An 18,849-nucleotide genomic window follows, 5' to 3' on the forward strand; every position below is an offset into this window, starting at 1 on the left:
AGTTTCAATTAGAGTGCGAGACTCATCCATGATTCAGCTTTTTTAAGCAATGAATAGGACTTTCGACCGGCTGAACTCTCTTCTTCGATGCCTCGGAAAACTGGACACTCATACATGGATGACGCTCTACTCGGGATCCACGCTTGGCAGACAAATTCTTCTAAATAACGTCACCACCATGTATAAAATGACAGATCATCGTGAGACCCCTCCAAGAGTCGCAACCTCGCTTTGACTGCTGTGCCTTCTTACAAAACAGATACATTGCCAGACTTAAAAACGCAGACATCCTCGCCACCAATTGATCCGTGGATTGACTACACAGTAATTCCACAATCAGCATCAGACCGCCAAGGACTAAGTTGGTCGATACTTGTACCCGTCGCCCTGCTTTTCTTTGCTGCTATGCCTGATGCAATGTTTGCTCCAATACTCAAACAGATCTTTATTGACCGCTTTCAAATCAGCGACTCGGCAGCTCACTTGTTTATGGCTGTCAACATCATCGGCGTGATCGGTGGGGTGGCTGCTCTCAAGTGGCTTCGTGGATTTATGAAGCCTATGGCTATATTGCTACTTGCGGCACTTATAGAAGCTGTCCTTTTCTTAGTCATGGGCTTATTGACAGCGATACCGATTAGCTTTAGCGCTCTGCTTTTGGTGAGAGTTGTTGAAGGAAGTACTGACCTCATTTTACTTGCAGTGCCCCTCACAATAATCGCTAACCAAATGGGCGGAAATCGTAAAACACAGGGGTTTGGACTAGGAGCTACAACAATCATCCTTGCGCTTAGCGTTGGTGCTTTTGTAGGTGGTTACATTGCATCATCAGCAGTCTTTGTATGGGCCGCTGCTTTGACAATGGTCATCGCGATTATTGCTCTTATGCATATAAGAAGCAGCTCTATCGCAACCAATCCACTCACAACGGATAGCAAAAAACAATCTTCTCGAAACCGCATTTCGAAACGCGCTTATTGTGGCGCCTGGTTGCTGGCCAGTGATCGAGCCCTGGCCGCTCTACTTGCAACAACAGTACCGATTGCTCTTGCGACTGCAGGCATACAGCCTGCAACCTCAGGAATCGCTATAGGGCTGTGCCTGCTGATCATGGCAATAGGAAGCTGGCCCGCCGGCTGGCTTGCTGATCAAACTTCTCCTCGGCAAATACGAATTGTCTTTTCTATCACTTATGCCTGCGGTTTTCTTCTTCTTGCCATTGGCCCGCTTCAAGAGCCAGGCTGGCTCTTCTTTTCCTTTGTGATCATTGGCATTGGCGCTGCGGGATTAATGCCAACTGCTTTATCGCTTGGTTCTGATCGACATGCCTCCACCTCTGAAGTAGCAGCCATGCAAGGCGCTAGTCAAATTGGCTATACGATCGCCGTGCTTGCGGCAGCAGCACTGCTTCTTGCCACCACTGGCTTGATGGCTTACAAGATGATTCTTTTCATTGCAATTGGCGTCTTTTTAGTCATCAATTTAGCCGCCATGAATGCACTCAAACGAATCAATGCCAAGCAAGCCACAAACGATAAGTCAACAACCGCTACCTCGCAGGAATCAAGCTACACATCATTTAGCTTTGAGCCTTTAGATGAGGCCATCTTTTTTGAAGCCCATGATCATGACAAAGATTCTAGACATGTAGAGATAGAAACGCGTCAGGTGAATCGCTTTAAACCAGAAACACCGGTACCCGCCTCAAACCCTTAGATGAGCCGATAAATAAAACGCTTGTCTTCTCGACATACTTACACCTTGTCAGTTAATACGGCCTTGTAACTCCGCAAGAATACCGCCACGAATTCCGTACGCGCTCAGTACGTAGCTATCAATTCCAAGACACTCCATTAAACCGACAAGTGCCCAAATGCCCGCAACAATGACAGCAGCACGATCATGAGATAATCCGGTCATAATAGATCTTTGCTCACAATCAAAGTTTTTAAGATTATCTACAATTGATACGGCCACACTGAGCTGGACAGAAGTACCATTCCAACGATGTGATTCACTGTTGAGCTGATTCTCATCGACACTATGACCGCCCATAAGGGCAGCGACTGCCAGCGCGGCGCCACCACACATCACCAACGAGCGATCACCTTGATGGTGCGGAATACCTGCCTCTTCAAGAGTGTCTTTTATGTACTTTTTTACAGATAACTCTGTCTCACTAGACACCGCTCTTTCCAATCTATACATCTCAGTGGTTCGAATCGCACCAAGCTGGGTTGGAATCACCGATTCAATTTGTGTACTCGACGCGAACATTATCTCAAGGCTTCCACCACCCAGATCTGCAACAACTATATCTGCAGCTTCAACAACTCCAAAAAATCGAATGCCTCTGTAACTCAAACTCACTTCTTGTGTAGGTGAGATAACTTCTATTTTTATACCCATCTCTGCTTCAACGCGATCAACAAGTACTGCTCCATTACGAGCCTCTCGGACAGCACATGTCGCAACAGCTCTCACCTGAGTTACTTGATAGGCATTGGCTGTCTTACAAAGACAACTGATAGCACCAACAGCTCTCTCAAGTGCCTGCTGACTCAGCTGGCCAGTCTGTGAGAGCCCTTCACCAAGCCGTGTGGTCAGTCGGGATTCACTGAGAATCTTTGGCGGCCGCCCCTTAGTGATTTCGGCAACTAAGCCGCGAACACTATGAGTTCCAATATCAATAATACTAACAATAGCCATTACTTTTCAAGCACCCCGCCGAGGCCACGCTATGTGATTACCAGGCTGCAAGTTTATGACTCTTCGCCGAAGAGATCGCCAAGCCTTTCTTCTGCTTGGAGTAAAAATCTCAAGTACACCGCGTTGGTCCAGCCAAAGCCAACCTCGGCTTCTGCATAGCCACGAGCAACACTCTCATAGTCAGCCGGATCATAACTTGTATATTTCTCTACTAAATTACCAGACTGAGCAAACACAATATCAACTGCATCTACCCAGCCTTCAATGATATTGCGTACGGCCTGAAGTGCTTCACCACCATCTTTAATAGCAGTTTCCCACAAACCTTCTACGGCAAAGTGCTGTATTGGTGCCCAGCTGTATGGGAAGTCCCACTGATTACCAGAGTGTATTGAACTGGTTGGAATTCCATAGCTCCAAGGCTGCTCGCTCTTCGTCAGCGATATAAGACTCGTGCTGCCTGCTTCAATTTTACAAAATTCACTGGCACCATCGACCTGCCTGAAAATCTCTCCGGGATTATCCTTAATCCAGACAACAGTATCATCTGTCTTATGGAAAATCTGATCCTGTGTGACTACCTCAGTCTGAGCGGCGCCGCGAAGCACTCTTTTGCGTTTCTCAGGGTCGTTGATAAGACCCTTTGCCCACAGTGGTACAAATGTCGTGCTATACGCATAGGTTTTTTTCGGCGCCGTACCTATTTTGTGAATCCGAAGGTCTCTAAAAGACCCACCTTCGCCTTCATCTTGCCAAAGAAGATTGTTGATTACAAACCGGGCATTTTCAACTCGTTCACGGATTTGCTCCCGAATCACTTTCGACTCTTCTTGAGAGTGATAATCGGAACCAAAACGGTGGTACATCAACAGCAGATCGGATCCCATTTGAAACAGTAGTGTATTGAGATCGACTGGAGCGTAATTTGTTGCGTATTGCCCCTGCGCACCATATCGACCTGACAAATCGAACCCAGACGCACGAACTGCCCGATCTGCGCAGAAAAACTCCTGGGTAAGATTGGCAAAGTTTGAACACTTTGGATCCCAAAACATGGGGCGGCCAGTACGAGGATCCATAGGATTTTCTTCAGGGAACTCCCGAAAGAAACGAGCTGCATCCAAGTAGAGCTGCTTGTTTTGATCCTGCATCCCATTAACGACTTCAGGTGACGCTCCATCTCCATCAGGGTAATAACGGTAAGCAACCCATGATTCTTTTTCAGCGCCCTCTACATAATCACCATCAGGCGTAATTCGAACCACCCGAGGATTCTGGCCCTTAATGTGTACACCTCGAGGATCCCAGTCCGCAAACACGAGCTCAGGATCAGTCCAGTAGTAGTAATAAGAAGTTGCCGCTGGCACGACCTGCTTGCGCATCCAGTCATCGTAAGAAGTTGGGACAATCCTCTCTTTATCGTCTGGATATAAACAGTGAGCTAACGTTTCTATATATGGCAGGTCAACTTCTTCTCCATACTTCATCGCAAATTCGTATACAGCAAGAGCCTGCCGTGTAAATAGTGGCGGCTGTGAGCGTGTAAGGTAATAGGCTCGATTCCCATTGAGCACATAACCACCGTAGCAACGAATTTCATAGATATGATTATCAACCATTCCCTTAGCAAGCTGAAACAACCTTTGAACATCTTCGTGGGTCGATGGTCGATATTGAGATTCATCAAGGATATAACATCCTTCGTGTTTTAGAATGTATTCTGCGCTTGCAAGAATGCCTAAAATAATGAAACACGAATCCCATCCATACATTTCGCTGAATGCACCACCGGGAACAACATAGGCATTTGGAAGAAACAAGAATCCTGGCTGGTTATAGAGATTATTGCCTTCTTCAGTTGCTGGGTGTGGGCGAGGCGTCGGCAGTGGCCGAAGATCCAAATCAATTTTGTGTTGATTATTGGCCCGAATAAACTCGGCAACGTGGGGCTGATCTGCGGGGTAATAGACTGGCCAGCCAAGCGATTCATCTGGCATGCGCAACAACTTGTCAATCGCTTCCCTGCCTATCATCTGAGGCGTACGAAGAAGGTGATCTGAATCTAACCACCGACCATGAATATAAGGAAGAACACACTTACTCTGGAATTCTCTTCTGGGAAGCGTGTCACCTTTCTCTCCGAGCCACCATGAGCCAAGCGCATCTTGGAGCAGCTTAGAAAATTCAGAGTCAGACTCGTCTTCACTAATACCGATAGACACTGGTCGAGATCCAACAACTTTGTTGGACTTAGCAACTGGAGTCGTAAGTCCCTGAATGGTTAGTTTCTTCGACATGAATGACTATTCTTTTTTTTAAACAAGTGACACAGTCCTACTCTTTGAATCTTGTATCTGAAATCTTCTCATCTAGAGGCGAAAGGGTCAATTACATATCTGGGAGTAGAAGCACGGCTTCTTCAACAATATAGAGCCCTATAAGCCATCCTTTTTTGATGTATGGATCGACTTGCAAACGCCCTCGAGCCGTGGCATACCTTGCTGAAGTCTGAGAGAGGTTAATTGGAGCCTTCAAAACAACCTCAAGACTGTCATAGGCCGTTGGAGGAACCCCGATACAACAGCCGTCCCATTGGTTGAACATGAGAAGCACATCGCTTGTCTCCAACTGGATAATTGGCAAAAAAATAAAACCACTAATCTCAACCATAGAACCGTCTAAAAATAGAAGCCAAGGAGGTATGACATCGCTTTCGTCCTTAGGTTTGTATGAAGCGACCGCAGACACAAGCAATGGCCAGTGAATTTGATAGGGGTCGTCGACAGATCCAGCACCTGGAATTGAGTACCGCTCATTAAGAACGACGCGCCCCTGGTCATCAAGTGGCATCACGACATCATCAGCCACAGGCGCCGAATTCTCAACACTATCGGAGTTCGGTAGATCTTCCACCAGAGATGGGTCACTTCCAACTCCCATATTGTCTACAACTTGCTTGGGCTCTGCTTCATCAGGCTCGCTGACCTGACTCGCTAAGCTCTGTGTTTTATGATCTAGCAGCTCTGTCTCACCATCACTCGATGACGGAGTTGTCTCAACAGGCACATCGAGCACTTCTTTATTCAACGGAGGCATTACATTATTAGATAGACCATCTGACTTCCCCGCCAGGCCAACTGTTCCTACAGGCGAATAAAAAACTAGTGCCAGCACGCTAGCAATAACTAAAAAGAGAATAACAATCCAGAACACTCTCATCAGTAATACTTTTTCATGACTCCATAAAATCGGATGGTTTTATCCTAAGGGGCGCAAGTGCTTAACCACTGATGTCCGATACGCTGTCATTGCAGGGAAAAACCCAGCAGCTGCAGCCAGACAAACGGTCCCTGTGCCCACGATAAGCGTCCAAACCGACCAAGTCTGTATTGCTATGTTTATTCCCAACTGTTCTCTCACAACCCCGGCGACAACTGACGTACCAATAACGGCAATTGCGATCCCTATTATTGAACCGATCAGACCAATAATTGCCGACTCCGTAATGACTAAGCTAAAAATTCTGGATCGACTACAACCAAGAACACGGAGTACGGCGATTTGCCTTCTTCGCTGCTCAATTGAATTGTAAAGCGCAAGCATAATCGCAATTGCACTAGCAATAACCACTACAAAGGCCATCCATATCAAGATTTGATCAACACTCCCAACAATCGCAAAGAGTCTCGTAATCTGGCTTGCTGGTGATGCAACTGTGATTGTCGGATCAGATCTCAAACCGCTGAATACTTGCTGAATAGCTGAAGATGCTGAACGATTTGGTCGTGTTAGCACTCGAGCATATACACCGGTAATCTTACGATCGTCTTCAATAAGATCATCAGCTTTTGTAAGTTCAATATGACCATGATTGGACTGCTGACGTCGATCATGTGCGTGTACGATCCACGAGCTTGTTAAGTCAGAGTAAATGGCACGGTCATGTGCACTTGCCGTAGGCGACAAAATACCAACAACCTCATATTCATATTCATCATGATGATGATGATGATGCCCATGATCGTCATCACTTTCTTTTTGCGATCCAATTCCATGCGTAAGTTCAATTCGATCACCTAAGTTTAGATTGAATTGCTCACTTGCTTCCGCACCAACAACAACTTCAAATGGCCGTTTAAAGAATCGACCAGTCTCAACTTTCCAAGGCTGATCTACAACGGGCTCGAATTCGGAGAAGTACTCAGATGTGGTCGCAACGATTGGAGCGCCACGATAAGAGTCTCCAAGCTGCAATGGAACCGAGTACTCGAGCGGATATTTCTCTCGAAGCTCTTCATAATCACTCCACATGAGATAGTTTCGTGGCGCATTGGCATAAAACACACCATTCAAAACCGCCACCAACGGACTTGCATCGCGGCTAATTAACAAATGCATGTTGCCACTGCCTCGCGCGAATGAAGCACGGCCAGAGTCTCTTATGCTAAGAATTGTCAGTAACAAACCAACCGCAATCGCTACCGTCAGAATAGTGACCGACGTAGAAAAACGACGGGCGTTCATGCTACGAACTACCAGCTTCATATCAGTAAGCGCCAAGTTAGACCTCTACCTTCTGACTAAGCCCAGATGAGAGTGCTTGCAGTGTGGTGGTGTTTTCAAACTGTGAAACTACTTGTGGATCATGGCTCACACAAAGCAGAGCAGCGTTCCTGGCAGCACAGGTTTCTTGTATAAGCTTAATTGCGATGGCGGCCGCATCTGGGTCTAGGCTGGCGGTCGGCTCATCCGCCAAAACCAACTTGGGGCTAGCCACCAGAGCTCGCGCCACAGCAACACGTTGCTGCTGACCAATGCTCAACTGATCTGGAACGGCATCAATTCGTTCGATACCAAGATGATTGAGTAACCCTTGAGCTAGACTTTGGTGATCCTGCCGAGGCACTGGCGAAAAAAGTAACGCTGCCATTACATTCTCTAATGCTGAAAATCCATGCAAAAGATTGAATGACTGGAAGATCATGCCCACGTTACCCCCTCGCAGGCGATCTCGCTTCGCACCCCGAAGAGCATGGATGTCTTTGCCACTGATCAATATGTTTCCAGCCGAGGGCTCCATCAGACCAGCAATCAAGTGCAATAAAGTACTCTTACCGCAACCCGATGGCCCCGTAATCAGCAGCTGCTGACCAGCTTCTAGACTCAAAGATGCAATACTCAGCAGCGGAGGCCCACTGGCTTCGTACCGAAAGCAAAGATCACTAATTTGAAGTGACGGAAAACTCATGATGAGATACGAATTCTACCCATAGAATTGAATCAATGTTACCCCTCAGTATCAGCAGGTATTCTAATAGCTTAACGCACACATCTTTTTAGTGTCTAGACACGGCCCTTTCGGATCATCGACAAAATGAGAGAACTAGACATGCTTGGGTCTACTGAGATCATTCGCCCTGCCCGCTTCAGCGATGTGCCGAAAATACGTCAAATTGTGGACAATGTACTGGTCGAATTCTCTTTTGAGGCAGACCCCAATGGCATCGACCAAGATCTGCAAGATCCGATAGCGTCATATAACCAAGCAAATGGACTCCTAGATGTGCTTGTGAGAAACGACCACGTCATTGGATTTGTCGGTCTCATCCCTCTGAATACAGACACTATAGAACTGCGAAAACTCTACCTGGCTCAAAATGTAAGGCGATGTGGATTCGGTGGCCTACTATTAGATCACGCAATCAACTGGGCACGCCAGCAACACTTTCAATGGATGACGCTCCAGACTTCTTCGAAGTTAACAAACGCTGCTGCTCTCTACAAACGACGTGGCTTTCGTTATACCACTGGGCAAAGCCGAGGGAAAGATTGTGATCAAATCATGCGACTTGCCTTAGATCGTTAGCACAGTTTGTAAAAGGTGGCACTTTTCTACTAAGCGAGATCAGCATAACCACGAAAATACGACTTCAGTGAAGGATAGGCTTCTTTGTATCGAACATACGCTTTTTCGTAGGCTCCAACATTAGAACCCGGTTGAATTCGCGAGGTCTCTTTAATAATTGCTTTCGATGCAGCCGCAACGTCGTCAAAGCAATCAGTGCCCACCATTGCCAACAGCGCCGCTCCATAGGCCGCGCCTTCCGTCACATTAACCGTCGCAACAGGCATATTAAACACATCCGCCATAATCTGCAGCCACAACTCGCTACGAACGCCGCCGCCCGAAATCCGAATGGTCTTGGCTGATACGCCCAGATCTCGGATCAAATCTAAACTCTCGCATAAACCAAACGCAACGCCCTCTAAGACCGCCCGCGTCATCGCCGCTCGGCCATGGCGCAACGTGAGACCAATAAAGGCCGCACGAGCCAGCGGGTCAGCATGTGGCGTTCGCTCTCCGGTGAGATACGGTAGAAATATCAAGCCTTCACATCCAGGAACAACAGATGCTGCTTCCTCCAGCAGCTTCTCATACTCCTGAGATTTTACATCACCCATAACCTGCTCAACATACCAACGAAGAGACCCGCCGGCAGACATCATCACACCCATCATGTGACATCCACCATTTATGGCATGAGCGTAACAATGCATATGACCATTATTGTCTATGACAGGTGATTCAGTTGAAGCAAAAACAACACCTGATGTACCAATAACTGCTGACATGCATGATGAGTCAACGATTCCACAGCCAACAGCTTCAGCAGCTTGATCGCCAGCACCAGCAACAACTGGCGTGCCTGCAATAAGTCCTGTTCGCTGAGCTGCTTCTTGACTAATAGAACTGCACACTTGCGATGATTCGCACACTGGAGGCAGCGTCTGGGAATCTATATCTAGAGCAGAAAGAATTTCTTCAGAGTACGCACGCGTATGTAAATCCAGAAGTGACGTTCCGGATGCGTCAGACACATCTGTTACATATTCATTTGTAAGATAAAATCGCACATAGTCTTTAGGAAGCAGCATCATTTTCATTGCATCCCAATGCGCTGGCTCCTCTTCTCTTACCCAGAGCATCTTTGGCGCAGTAAAGCCCGTGAGCGCGGGCTTTCCAGTAATTTCAATCTGCCGCTCACGCCCAACAAGCGAGTGAATCTCTTCACACTGCTTTTCTGTTCGTTGATCATTCCAGAGCAACGCTGGGCGAATCACCTGACCAACAGAATCCAGTAGCACAAGTCCATGCATTTGGCCTGTTATGCCAACCCCACAAACCTGCTCTCCCGAAACTTTTGCTTTCTGAAGAACACCTCTAATCACCTTATCTGTGGCATCGGTCCACCAAACAGGATCCTGCTCGGACCATAATGCCCGTGGTGTCGATAGCCCATATGTTGAAATTTCTTTTGCAAGCACACTGCCATTTTCATCAACAAGAAGCGCCTTCGTACTTCCAGTAGCAACGTCTAGTCCAAGAAAGCATTTCTTCTTTTCCATAACAGTGTCTTTCTCACATCCTCAGCTTCAGCAAACGCCCCAAAGACTCAGCTACTACGAAGGCAATATTTCTTCATCTTCAACTTTCCAGGCAGGATCGACTAGACACAAAAAGACCAGATCAGAAGTACCCACATTTTCAATCCACTGAACAGTATGAGCTGGTATGTAAACAACCTCTTCAGGAAATACATCTTGCACATCATCTTCAATATGCATCTTGCCATGCCCCGCCAAAATGTAATACACCTCAACCGTTTTCAGTCGGTGCAACAGAGTCTTTTCGCCTTTCGCCAATGTTGCGTGAGCAAGGCTATAGCGAACATCTATTGAATCATGATCTGGGTGAAATAGCTCACGTAACACAGTTCCATCGCCACCATCAAAAACCGGCTGCTCAGCTAAACGATAAATTTGCATACTGGCCTCATTTTCACCGACCTCGATTCAACAAAAAACGCCGCCCCCGAACACGCACATTTTGTGGCCTATAACACCTCCAACAGCTATTAGTGGCGTATTATTCAAACCACATCACAGATAATGATATCTCTTTCAAAAAACTAGGTGCAATGACCCGATGGACTCCGTACTGTAAAGGATTCTGGGAAGGGGATACCCAATTTTTCAATTGCCCATTTACGAGGCAGCCACCCTTGTATTGGCGTCTTTATTTTACTAACACCAATATTGCTTGAGAACACTAATGATTACCAATAGATACAAGACGCGTTTATCTAATTACTGGATCTTCTCTGCACTTACCATAGCCACATTTTTATCAATAAACACGAGCGTTCAGGCAGACTATGAAGGCCTTAACTATCGCGTGACAAAGAACATTGAGATCGAGGGACAAATCTACTATTCCATCGACTTGTTTGTCGAAGTTGAGTCTTCAAACGATCGGTTACTGATGGTGTTCGGCGATAGCAACTTTCCTCTAAAGCTCTCTGCACTTGATGGCGGTTTTTATAACAACGCTCTTGCAAATCATCTACCCCACGCCCTTTCTCTAAACACAGTTTTTGGAGTCGCTATGGAACGTGACACGTTTGTGACTATTGGCACAGACGATGCTGTTCTGAATGGCCCAGCCACACTGCAGTTCGACACGGACTCTTTTGAGAATGATGACCTGTTTTCAGTTAACGATGGCAGTTGGTACATCCTTCCTATATCAGAAACACTTGGATTTCCACATGATGAGCTGGGCATTCTTATCGCACGGCTTACCGTGCGTGAAGATCAGACTATTGCAGGCACCATTAATCTGACCGGCCGACTGGAAGCAAACGGCGAAGTAATAGCCTGGCCCCCAATTCTGGGCGAGACATTTATTTTTACTTCGGAATCAGTGAGCTCCAACCAATCGACGCCAGTGTTGCCCAACATTTGGACCACCGGCAACAGCAATGGCGATCGATACGGATTCACTCTTGCAAATATTGGCGATGTCAATGGCGATGAATTTGACGATTTAGCAATTGGCATTCCTCGATCAGATATCGCCGGCACAAAAAATGGAACAATTGAAGTTCGATCTGGCTATGACGATGTACTGCTTTACACTATTCACGGCCAAAACCTGGGAGAGCAGCTGGGCTTCTCCATTTCGGGTGCTGGAGACGTAACAGGCGACAATATTCCAGACTTCATTGCCGGAGCACCTTATAACAGCGAAGAAGAGGACAAGGGCGGCAAGGCCTATGTGTTCTCTGGTGCAGATGGCTCTGAAGTCAATAGTTTTTTCGGCAGGAATCCCGGCGATGAATTCGGACTAAGCGTTGCTGGAAACGTCACACTTGATGGAAACAATGTGCCCGATGCTGCAATCGGCGCTCCTAAATTCAAGGAAAACATGGGTGCCGTTTATTGCTACAACCTTCAAGATGGCTCACTCATTGAGAGGCTAAAGGGCCACAATAAAGGCGATCAGTTCGGAACTTCAGTAACCATGACTTCGGACTCAAGTCGGTTTGGCCGCCTTATCGTTGGATCCCCAAAAAATGACGATACCGACAAGAATGCTGGCCTGGTTGACGTGTTTCAATTTGATGGCAGTAATTTCCAAACCCTTTACTCAATCCCAGGGAAGAACAAAAATGATCGGCTTGGCACTGTCGTTGGGCGCAGCGGTGACGTAGACAATGATGGGATTGATGACTTTGGGGTTGGGTCACCCTATTTTGATTCTGGCAGCAAAAATAATCGTGGCCGATGCACTATTTACGCATCAGCGAGTGGCGTTGCATTGTGGAATAAGAATGGTTCTCACTCAAACGAGAAATTTCCATCAAGCATCAGCGATGCTGGAGATCTCAATTGTGACGGCGTGAATGATGTAGTGTTTGGTAGCGCTAATTACAATGCTTCAGAAGATAAAACCAAGGCAGGCCGCTTTCTTGCTGTCTCCGGGAATAGTGGCAGCAATATCCAGAACATAGCCTCCGATCAAGGAAACGCTAGATTTGGACAGGCGGCTATCGGCCTAGGCAATCCTTACGGATTTAGTAAACTTGCTATAGGCGCATGGAAGTATTCAGCAGATGCGCAAAGCGGCAGAACTGGCGGCTTGGCTTATACCACTTATTTCGGCTGCAATGCGACTGCTGATTTCACGGAGCCTCTTGCAGACCAAGGACGTGTCCCAGGAAGCGGACCAAAGCCTTATCAAGAACACATCCCTACGGGCGAGGTAGGCGAGTGGATTGACCTGTTGCTTCACTACTAGTAAACACGCAATTCTAATAGCGAAATACTGCTTAGCAGAGCCTTGCTCATAAGGCCGATAATCCATCATGACCCATCTACGTGCGTTACAAGCCGCACAAATCGACTCGCTGAGCATTATTTTAGAAGCGCTTACCAAGTACAGACTAAGTACGAATGCCTAAATGCTGAAACTTCCTTGAGGAGACCGACTTCCAAGGAGGGGCTTGATGAGCTTGTTTGAAGACAATTACATAGTCTTGACAACCAAGAATGCAATTGCTGTTATTTGTCTCATATCGCAACTAGCAATAGTATCGATAATCTGCGCGCCAGCGACAGCAGATTACACCGGCTTGAATTCCGTTGTTACATCAGACATTGATATCGATGGCATTATGTATCAGTCTGTTGATTTATACGTTGGACTAACAGATCCCAATGATTCTATTTGGGCCGTCATAAGCGAAGATGATTCTCCGCTTATTCTTAGCGCTCCCAATGGTGGGCTTTACCAAAGTCCACTGGGAGGGTCGACGCCCCATGACGTAGCACTCGATGATCTCTTTGGTGATATGCTTCGCTACGACTCTTTTGTCACAATCGGATCAAATAGCACTGAGCCATGCTGCACGATTCTTCTTGGCTTTGACGTAGATGCCTTCGACAACAATGATGAAATTGTGATGGACGAAGGCGTTTGGGCTGTGCTTCCCGATAATCCTATGGCGAGCTTAGGCGCAGGTAGTGAGCACGGAGTACTCATTGGTCGATTTACATTTCGCACTGATCAATCAATAAGCGGCCACCTCAACTTTATGGGCCGGCTTGCGAACGGCGACAATTGGTCTGTTACGAATGCATCTTTTGCATTTGGTCCTCAATCGACTGACATACCTGACCTTGATGGCCACCAGGATGGTGAGTGGTTTGGTCGAAACATTGCCATTCTTGGTGATATCGATGGAGATGATATTCATGATTTTGCTGTTGGAGCGCCCAAACGAGATAATTTGAATAAGAACGCTGGCGCGGTCTATGTTTATTCAGGAAAGACTAGATCACTGATCCGTGTTTTACAGAGCCAAAGAACCAACGACAACTATGGTTCATCGATCGCTAATGCGGGAGATATAGATGGCGACGAGATTCCTGATCTCATGGTGAGCGCACCAGCTATCAAGAACACAGATTTTGCGGGTGGCCGTGTCGACCTTGTCTCAGGTGCTGATGGCCATACGATTCAGTCCCTCTATAGCGGAGAAACTGGAGATTACTTTGGCACATCTATCGCCGGCCCCCCTCCAGGAACCTCCTTTTCAAATCACACTCTCCTCGTCAGTGCCCCGTATCACAAAACTGGCAATAAACGCAAAGGTCGTATTTATATTTTTGATAGAAGTGGCACCCTGCTTTCGACGATCGACGGCGCCAATTCTGGGGATCGCTTTGGACACTCTGTTGCTTTCACAGGTGACATCAACGGCGATTCTGTGAGCGACTTTATTGTTGGTTCACCAAAAAATGACGACGCCAATTCCAATGCTGGCCGTGTTGATATCTATGATGGATCCTCATACGACACCATTACAACCCTACTTGGCCACAAAGAAAAAAGTCGCTTTGGCCAAACGGTGGCAGGTGCAGGCTACCTTGATGATGATGGATACTCAGATTTTGTAGTCGGTGCTACTCATTTTGGAAATAGCAATGGCACAAAAATCGGTCGCGTCTATGCCTACTCTGGAAAACATAAAACAGAGCTATGGCACAAAACAGGAAAACAAGCAAAAGATAAACTCGGTTCTTTCTTGTCGATTACCGAAGACGTTAATTGCAATGGCTACAACGATGTACTAATAGGCTCGCCAAAGCACAGCAGCCCAGAACTCAATGAAAGTGGACAACTCCTCGTCTGCTCCGGCAATAACAAATCCCTGATTACAATATCGACTGGAACACAAGCCGAATCCCGCTATGGCATCTCTGCATGCGTTCTTTATGGTGGAGACAATACTCCCACGATCTACGCTGGTGCCAGTCATGCTGTCACAACAAACCAAAGTGCAACTGGTTGTGTTTTTGATATTGATCTTACTGAATGTTCAGCAACTACTCAGCGATTACAACAGCACGGCGATTCGCACTTTTTCACAACTGGCCGCGACCAGCCTGCTAAGACGAACCTTAGCGACAATATGAAGTACTACCTTGGAAACATCTTAAACCTACCAATTGACCGCCCCGTACTCTCTATCCACTCGCGATAATGATTACATCGCAGTAAGTATTAACGAGTACTAGCAGCGATTTTATTGAGTCCAAACACAACGGGCTTCATCGCTATGCGTCACTCTCCCGACCAACGGGTAGCGAAACAAAGAATGTTGATCCCTCTCCATAACGGCTTTCTACCCAAATGCGACCTCGGTGCGCTAGCACAATTTCATGGGCCAACGCTAGGCCCAAGCCAGTGCCCTTGACATTATGGTGTTCCGGAGAGTCAACACGGGCAAATTTCTTGAAGAGCTTTGGAATAGCATGCTCAGGAATACCGACTCCATAATCTGTAACTGAGATGACAACACGTGAGCCGTCTACATCAGCATTTACAATAATTGGACTTTCGCTTCCACTTACTTTCACCGCATTTGACAACAGATTGACAAATACCTGGCGAAGCCTATCTGAGTCACCAATTGTCTTAAGGCTCTTGTCGCCTTCCAGTTTAATTCGAGCCGTAGACTCCGCATCTGAAAACAAACGAATTACTTCATTGAGAATCTCTAATAAATCCATTGATTCAAAGTGGTAGTCATGCCCTTCCGTCTCAAGCTTTTGGATATCCAACAGGTCGTTAATCAAACGGTTCAATCGCAATGTTTCTTGATGAATAATCTGCACGTATTCTTTAACTTGCTGACTAGACATTTCTCTATCGAGCAATAATTCTGAATATCCACGCAAGCTAGTAAGAGGCGTTCGAAGCTCATGACTTACTGTAGAAATCAGATCATCTTTGATTCGCTCCACTTCACGCTGCTGCGTTACGTCACGGAATATGCCGCGATAGGAAGTGCGTTTTTCACTGTCAATAGCACAAACAACAGCACCTTGAACTACGATTGCGTAATCGTCCTGAGTTTTTAGTGTGACCTCTAAGGGCTGCGACTCACTAACCATCGCTGAAGAACCAATCAGCAAGCGAACTGCTCCCAAGCAATCAGCCACAATGAAATCCTCAATTGTGTATTGCGATATTCTGCTTTGCTCTAGCCCAAGCCGCTTCATCCACTCGGGATTCATGAACAGCAAGCCGCCATTTGAATCAACGCCAAATATCAAATCACTCGCTTCTTCGAAGAGTGTTCGGTATTGCTGCTCGCTTTCTCTAAGAACTGCTTCAGAGCGATGGCGATCTGTAAGATCGCGAGCAATGCCCAGAATGTAGCCCGTTACGTCGCGGGATGTACGAACACAACGAAATTCCACTGGCACCTGAACACCATCACGACGTTCATGAAAGAGATTTACAGTTACAGGAACGTTTGGTTCCATCGAGGCAATAAGCTTTAAGAAGTCTGAGCTATGCGAATCCAGACTTTTCCCCATTTGTTTACCAAGGGTCTTTGCTTGCGGATGAGAGAACATTCCAATAGTCATACCTATTAACTCATGGCGACTTTTTAGTAGTGACTCACATGCTTGTCGATTTACATCAACGATGGTCCCACTATGGTCCATCACAAAGATTCCATCACCTGCAGTTTCAAAGAGACTCCGAAAACGATGCTCACTTTCATGAAGCGCCTGCTCAGCCATTTTTTGCTCAGTAATATCTACTGTTGTAGATGAGATACCGACCAGTCTTCCTGTAAGGTCCTTAATTGGCGCTACAGACATTTGCACATGAACACTACGACCATCTTTTCGAATACGCATTGTCTTGAGATCACGCAAACCCTCATCAGCCAAAGCAGCTTGATTTATTGTCTCGAGTTCATTCCACCTATCTTTAGGAACGATTTTCTTATAGAGCTGCCCTATCGCTTCAGCTTGCGAGTAACCGTATAACTCTTGAGCTGCGTGGTTCCAGCTCACAATTCTATTATCAAGATCTTGACCAATAATTGCGTTATTGGAGGACTCTACAATCATACCTAACTGACGCGTAGCCTCTTCCGCACGGAGCTGATCTGTAATATCAGTAGAAGAACCAACCATTCCAATACTCTCGCCGTCACGATTAATTCGTGGCACCAACCACGTCGCAACCCAACGTACTTCTCCATCTTTGCGCCTAAGTCGCCATGTACTTTCATAGTGGCTACTCGAACCTAAGACGCGCTCAAGATCAATGCAAATTCGATCATGATCATCAGGATGCAATAGACTACGCCAATTCGAATCCATATCCGAGAGCGTTGTATAACCAGTAAACTCACGACACATCTGGTTTAAGTAGGTAATATTCCCCGCCTTATCGCTCATCCAGATCATAACTGGAGCCCATTCAGCAATATTATGGAATCTAGCTTCACTTTCACGAAGTTCGTGCGAGCGATCCTCAACCAGCGTCTCTAAATGATTTTGATAAGAAATGATTTTGAGTCTGACCTGATCATGGCGTACCGACAACTCAGCCAGCCTCGTTGCCGCTTTCAGTAGCCTTTGCGTAAACTCCTGCGGCTCGCCCTCCTCATCACCAACAATGAGAATTGCCCCTCGCGTATTTCCACTATCGTCTGGTAGCGGGCACAACCAGACTCCTTTAGACTTCTTTTCAAATTGATTAACGATTGTCGCTAAGTCACCTGTGACATGCTCCGCATCATGCTCAATGAATCGGAACTCACTTCCGCCAATACGCTCTTCTAGATCTGTTTTGAGCTTCCCTAAACTCGAAAAGCAAATGACCTGAAAGTTACTGAGCTCATCTCGAACGACGCGGTCAGTAAACGATGTGTCCTTAATCTGGCCTTCATCATAAATAATTCCGCATCTTCGATCAGGCAATAAGTCCATCAAGCCATGACTAATTTTACCCAGGGTCTCCTCGAGAGAAGAGTTCTGTATCAGTTCGCCAAGAATACGATTTTGAAATCGATTAAGTTCGTTTTCTCGACGACGACTGGTAATGTCAATATTGATAAAGACAGCTTCATCACCCTTACCATACTTTCTTCCGTATATCGCAAAGTTCTGTAAGTCTGTTCTTGCAGAAACTAACCGCCCCACCCATTCGCGAGAAGCGACTTGCTGCTCACTCTCAAAAAACCAACGCACAAAATCAGCAATGTCATCTGATACACCGATTGTGTCTTCACGTTTTGCAAGAAAACCGACTTTTTGGCCAACAATATCCCCAGAGGCCATGTCGATAGTTTCACTAAGATGCCGGTTGACCCCTCGATAACAAAGATCAGATCCAATCCAAGCCACATCAGCAGGAATTGCATCAATGATGGACTGAAGATGTTCTTTAGAGTTAACGCGATAAGACGAAGCATCTGCAACATCGCCGCCAACATGTTCCGTTTTTATCTGGATGATTACGACTTGATAATCATCTTCTCGCGGCAGTAACTCTAACTCCGCTTTTCTGCCCCCACGCTGAGTCAGGGAGACGTCGACACAGAAGTTGTCGCTCATTGAATATTGCTTATCTTTGGGCACCTCATAATTAACAAAGTCACTGAGCATGGCCGGCCTTCCTGCCATTGGTCGATCTCCAACCATCTGCCACCATGCACTATTTGCATAGACCAGCAAACCATCATCATCAATCAGCCCTGCTGGAAGATTAATTGCGTCGATTAACCGAACCACAGTTCGCATTGGGCCGGATCCAGGGATCAGTAGTTTTTCTGATTTTAAGCTCATTGATGAGATGATCTGCTCTCCAGATATTGGCGATAAAAGAAACGCGTAATCACACTGTTATGTATGCCAATAACTACCGCATAAACCTCCATAAACTCGGTTTCAAGCGAAATAATGCCTTGAACTTCTCTTCTTACC

12 protein-coding genes are annotated in these 18,849 nt (G+C 46.4%); 4 read left to right on the forward strand and 8 right to left on the reverse strand.

Annotation, left to right across the window (positions count from 1 at the left end):
* The first annotated feature begins 240 nt into the window (after positions 1-240).
* Positions 241-1,716 (forward strand): MFS transporter, encoded by a 1,476-nt coding sequence (locus P8J86_00130; protein MDG2053091.1) that lies wholly within the window; start codon positions 241-243, stop codon positions 1,714-1,716.
* Between the two features lie 48 nt (positions 1,717-1,764).
* Here the strand turns inward: P8J86_00130 and P8J86_00135 are convergent, their stop codons facing one another.
* From P8J86_00135 to P8J86_00155, 5 genes are all read right to left on the reverse strand, one after another.
* Complete coding sequence (locus P8J86_00135) at positions 1,765-2,709, reverse strand: hypothetical protein (GenBank protein MDG2053092.1); 945 nt, start codon at positions 2,707-2,709, stop codon at positions 1,765-1,767.
* A 53-nt stretch (positions 2,710-2,762) separates the two neighbouring features.
* Complete coding sequence (locus P8J86_00140) at positions 2,763-5,006, reverse strand: trehalase family glycosidase (GenBank protein ID MDG2053093.1); 2,244 nt, start codon at positions 5,004-5,006, stop codon at positions 2,763-2,765.
* Between the two features lie 91 nt (positions 5,007-5,097).
* Positions 5,098-5,928, reverse strand: a complete 831-nt coding sequence (locus P8J86_00145) for a hypothetical protein (protein ID MDG2053094.1) — start codon at positions 5,926-5,928, stop codon at positions 5,098-5,100.
* A gap of 39 nt (positions 5,929-5,967) precedes the next feature.
* Positions 5,968-7,254, reverse strand: coding sequence for an ABC transporter permease (locus P8J86_00150; protein ID MDG2053095.1), 1,287 nt, complete (start codon positions 7,252-7,254; stop codon positions 5,968-5,970).
* A 16-nt stretch (positions 7,255-7,270) separates the two neighbouring features.
* Complete coding sequence (locus P8J86_00155) at positions 7,271-7,957, reverse strand: ABC transporter ATP-binding protein (protein MDG2053096.1); 687 nt, start codon at positions 7,955-7,957, stop codon at positions 7,271-7,273.
* Between the two features lie 141 nt (positions 7,958-8,098).
* Between P8J86_00155 and P8J86_00160 the strand changes: the two genes are divergently transcribed.
* Positions 8,099-8,575, forward strand: a complete 477-nt coding sequence (locus P8J86_00160; GenBank protein ID MDG2053097.1) for a GNAT family N-acetyltransferase — start codon at positions 8,099-8,101, stop codon at positions 8,573-8,575.
* Between the two features lie 29 nt (positions 8,576-8,604).
* Here the strand turns inward: P8J86_00160 and xylB are convergent, their stop codons facing one another.
* Positions 8,605-10,116, reverse strand: a complete 1,512-nt coding sequence (gene xylB / locus P8J86_00165) for a xylulokinase (protein MDG2053098.1) — start codon at positions 10,114-10,116, stop codon at positions 8,605-8,607.
* Between the two features lie 54 nt (positions 10,117-10,170).
* On the reverse strand, positions 10,171-10,536 hold the full coding sequence (locus P8J86_00170) for a cupin domain-containing protein (protein MDG2053099.1): 366 nt from the start codon (positions 10,534-10,536) through the stop codon (positions 10,171-10,173).
* Between the two features lie 286 nt (positions 10,537-10,822).
* Between P8J86_00170 and P8J86_00175 the strand changes: the two genes are divergently transcribed.
* Both P8J86_00175 and P8J86_00180 read left to right on the forward strand, forming a co-directional pair.
* Positions 10,823-12,850: an integrin alpha gene (locus P8J86_00175; protein MDG2053100.1), complete on the forward strand. Its 2,028-nt coding sequence runs from the start codon at positions 10,823-10,825 to the stop codon at positions 12,848-12,850.
* 208 nt (positions 12,851-13,058) lie between these two features.
* Complete coding sequence (locus P8J86_00180; GenBank protein MDG2053101.1) at positions 13,059-15,098, forward strand: integrin alpha; 2,040 nt, start codon at positions 13,059-13,061, stop codon at positions 15,096-15,098.
* A 73-nt stretch (positions 15,099-15,171) separates the two neighbouring features.
* Here the strand turns inward: P8J86_00180 and P8J86_00185 are convergent, their stop codons facing one another.
* Entirely contained in the window at positions 15,172-18,711 is a 3,540-nt protein-coding gene (locus P8J86_00185) for a PAS domain-containing sensor histidine kinase (GenBank protein ID MDG2053102.1), read from the reverse strand.
* Positions 18,712-18,849 lie beyond the last annotated feature (138 nt).

This window comes from Phycisphaerales bacterium (genome assembly GCA_029268515.1).
GTDB lineage: Bacteria > Planctomycetota > Phycisphaerae > Phycisphaerales > SM1A02 > JAQWNP01.